The sequence below is a fragment of the Robiginitalea sp. genome (assembly GCF_049588695.1).
GTDB lineage: Bacteria > Bacteroidota > Bacteroidia > Flavobacteriales > Flavobacteriaceae > Robiginitalea.
The window spans coordinates 1-4155 of the sequence record NZ_JBAVZJ010000317.1; the positions used below are offsets into that span (position 1 = coordinate 1).

At 51.6% G+C, this 4155-nt stretch carries 3 protein-coding genes; all 3 read right to left on the minus strand.

Annotated elements, in window-relative coordinates; translation table 11 throughout:
• On the minus strand, nucleotides 1–251 hold a 251-nt coding region (locus tag WBV75_RS07730), incomplete at its 3' end, for an ACP S-malonyltransferase (RefSeq protein WP_424120056.1).
• A gap of 82 nt (nucleotides 252–333) precedes the next feature.
• Nucleotides 334–3066, minus strand: a complete 2733-nt coding sequence (fdhF, locus tag WBV75_RS07735; protein ID WP_424120057.1) for a formate dehydrogenase subunit alpha — start codon at nucleotides 3064–3066, stop codon at nucleotides 334–336.
• Between the two features lie 9 nt (nucleotides 3067–3075).
• On the minus strand, nucleotides 3076–4155 hold a 1080-nt coding region (locus WBV75_RS07740; protein ID WP_424120058.1), incomplete at its 5' end, for a complex I 51 kDa subunit family protein.

Sequence of the window (4155 nt, forward strand, 5' to 3'; positions counted from 1 at the left end):
ACCATATCCGGGGCGAACGAACTCCCCTGGACCTTACTTAGGATTACCGAATGCAGAAAAATTGCTGGTTGTGTTACCCGGGTTTGCCTGAGATCCTCAGCAGTGCCTTCGAACATGATGTCAGTGATCGAAAAACCAAGGACATCGTTCGCCTGTTCGAAAAGCTCCTGTGCCATCGGAAATCCTTCATACAGGTCTTTACCCATTCCGCTAAACTGGGCTCCCTGACCTGGGAAAATATATGCCTTCATGATAGTTTCGTACTTAGCTCGCAAATGTAATAAATCCCCTACTCTTTCTTTTCTCTTCCCACTACATTATGCGAAATTCGGACTAACGATCCTGCAGGAGCTGTTTGAATTTCCCCTTGGATTTACGAATTCGAACGGCCACTACCTTATACTCCGGGCACATCGCCTCTGAATCGTGTACATCGCTGGTGATCGTATTGACCATGATATCCGGGAAATGGAAGGTTGTACTCAAAACTCCGGGCTTGACCTCATCGGTAATACGCGCTTTTACATCCACTTTTCCCCTGGGGGATTCCAGACAGACGAAATCGCCATCCTCGATCCGATTGTCCTCTGCGTCTTTCGGGTGAATCATCAGGTAGTCGCTTTTGAGAATTTGTTCATTGGCGGTTCTCCGGGTCATGGCACCGCAATTGTAGTGTTCCAACTCCCGATTGGTGGTCAGGATATAGGGGTACTTCTTGCCGTGCTCCTGAATCTCCTGGCTCTCCTCCCAGGAGTGAAACTCAAAATAGCCCAGGCCCCGCTTGAACTCCTGCTCATGCAAAATCTTGGTATCCGTTCCATCGGGGCTGACAGGCCATTGCAGCCCATTATTCCCCAAACGTTCCCATCGGATACCCGCAAAAAACGGTACAATCTGTGAAATTTCGTCCAGCATCCCATCCGGGGTGTATTCGGGTTGTGGATATCCCATGCGGTTCATAATATCCACGATGATTTGTCCGTCGGGCTTACTACCCGGAATAGGATCGACCACCTGTCGGACGGCCTGAACCCGTCGCTCCCCATTGGTAAAGGTCCCGCTCTTTTCCAAAAATGAAGCCCCGGGAAGAATGACATCGGCGTATTTGGCCGTCTCGGTCATAAAGAGTTCCTGTACGATGACCAAATCTGTGGCCTCCAGGGCGCGTATCACTTTCTTTGTATTCGGATCGGTCTGCACCACATCCTCCCCAATAACCCATAGGGCCTTCAGCTTTCCATCCAAAGCGGCCTGAAACATTTCCGGGATCTTATACCCGATATGCAGCGGCAGTTCACTGCCGTAAAATTCGTTGTAGCGCTGGTTGATTTCCGGCCGGGTCACATCGAGATATCCCGCGCCCTGATGCGGCTGCACGCCCATATCTGCGCTTCCCTGTACATTGTTCTGTCCGCGTAAGGGGTTCACGCCAACCCCCCTGCGTCCAATATTCCCGGTAAGCATGGCCAGGTCGGCAATCTGCATAACGGTAAAGGTTCCCTGGGAGTGTTCGGTAACGCCCAGTCCGTGAAAGGACATGGCATTGGGGGCAGTGGCATAGGCTATTGCCGCGGCCCGGACTTCCTCCCTGGGCACCCCGCTTACCGCCTCGAGCCTGTCTATATCTATAGAAAGGAGTTCATCGATAAAGTCGGAATACCCTTCCGTCCGCCTGCCTACAAAGTCCATATCGACCAGGCCTTCGTGTACAATATAATACATCATCATATTGAGCACGGCCACATTGGTACCGGGACGAAGGGCCAGATGATGTGTAGCATATCGGGCCAATTCAGTGCGCCGCGGATCGATAACGATGGATACATTATCGGATTTCATGGCGAATTGCTTCAGTTTGGCACCGGTAACCGGATGGGCATCCGTCGGGTTCGCCCCGATGACCAAAATACAATTCGTATCCTTCAAATCATCGATGGAATTGGTGGCGGCACCCGTTCCAAAAGTCCGCTGCATACCCAGGGCCGTGGGCGAATGACACACCCGGGCACAGCCGTCGATATTGTTGGTCTGAATCACCGCCCTGAAGAATTTCTGCATGAGGTAATTCTCCTCGTTGGTACAGCGGGAAGAGGAAATACCGGCCATACTATCCGGGCCAAATGTTTCCTTGAAGTATTTGAACTTGTCGGTGATGTAGTCGTACACCTCATCCCAACTCACCTTTTCAAAAACCCCATCCCGCTTGATCATGGGGGCATCCAGGCGTTCGGGGTGATCGTAGAATTTAAAAGCAAACCTCCCTTTAAGGCAGGTATGCCCCTGGTTGACCTCGGCGTCATATGGGGCCGTAATAGCCAGGATTTCACCATTGGTGGTGGCGATATCCAAATTGCAACCGACACCACAATAGGTACAAACCGTCCGGGTACTTTCAGTCGCCTGAACGGATTTGGACTGGAAGATATCGGAAATGGCAGAAGTAGGGCACGCCTGGGAACAGGCGCCGCAACTCACACAATCCGAATCCATAAACGTTTGGTCCAGGCCTTTGATAATATGGGCGTCAAAGCCCCGGCCGGCCATACTGAGCACAAATTCACCCTGCACCTCATCACAGGCCCGTACACACCGATAGCAGTTGATACACTTGCTGAGGTCTGAGGTCATATAGGGATGGCTGAGGTCCTTGGTTTTATGGAGGTGGTTTTCGCCTTCCGGATACCTGACCTCGCGAATCCCGACCTGGGCAGCCACTGTTTGCAGTTCGCAATTCCCGTTGACCTCACAGGTGAGGCAATCCAGGGGATGGTCTGTAAGGACCAGTTCAATAATATTTTTCCTGAGTTTCTGTACGCTGGGTGTACTGGTATAAATGTACTGGCCTTCCGCCACGGGAGTATGGCAGGACGCCATGGTTTTAACCGGGCCGTCCTTCTCCAGGGCAACTTCAACACTACAGACCCGGCACGCTCCGAAAGGATCCAAATTCGGGGCATCGCATAGGGTGGGGACAAGACTGGCATCTGCTTCCCGACGGATAAAAGAGAGCAGGGTTTCTCCCGGGGTGATCGGATGGGCTACGTCATTGATAAAGGCTTTCTTCATGGCTCTCACTTAATTGAAATACGCTTTTAATTCAGCATCGAAATACTGTAAAATATTCTGTATCGGAAGGGGTATACCCCCCCCGTGGGCACATAGGGAACCCTCTTTCAGGGTAGTCAAAAGGTCGCTAAAAAGGGTCCTGTCAATGGTATACGTCCCGTCGATAGCCCGGGTGGCCATTTCATGCCCCCGCTTGGTCCCCAGGCGACAGGGAAAACATTTACCGCAACTCTCATAGGCGGCAAAATCAAATAAATGCTGGATGTATCGAATCATGGGATAGTCTTCCGGGATGCTGACGATTGAAGCGTGACCCAATAGAAACCCCCCGGCTGCAAAGGACTCAAAATCGAGGGTAAGTTCCCCCAGTTTCCCTACCGGGACAACCCCTCCCAGGGGTCCACCAATCTGCAGCGCCTTTACCGGAACTTTAAACCCCCCGCCCAGATCCTCGACAACAGTTTGCATAGGGGTACCCATAACCACTTCATATAGTCCGGGTCGGTTAAAAAAACTATCCAGGCAAACCAGTTTGGTGCCGGAAGACCTTTCGGTGCCAAGGGCCTTCCAGGCAGTTCCACCCTCACTTATTATAAAATGCAGGGCCGCAAGGGTCTCCACATTGTTCACCACAGTAGGTTTGTTAAAGAGCCCCCTCTGGGCAGGATAGGGCGGGCGCACCCTTATTTCCGGTCGCTGCCCTTCAATAGAATTTATAAGGGCCGTTTCTTCCCCACAGATGTAGGAGCCTTGCGCCTGAATGATTTTGAATTCAAAATCAAAGCCACTCCCCTGAATATCCTTTCCGGCCAGGCCTTGTTTATCGAGCGCTTCTATGGCTTTTTCCATGATTGCCACGGCCTCGGGATATTCCGCACGGATGTATAGTATTCCGTGGTGTGCCCCGGTGATATACCCGCTAACCAGCATACCGAACAAAACGGCATGTGGTTGTTGTTCTAACAGATACCGGTCCGAATAGGCGCCGGGATCCCCTTCATCCGCATTGCAGATGATAAATTTTACAGCACTTTCCGCCTTTTTACAAAATTCGAGTTTTAAACCCATCGGGAATCCGGCACCTCCCCG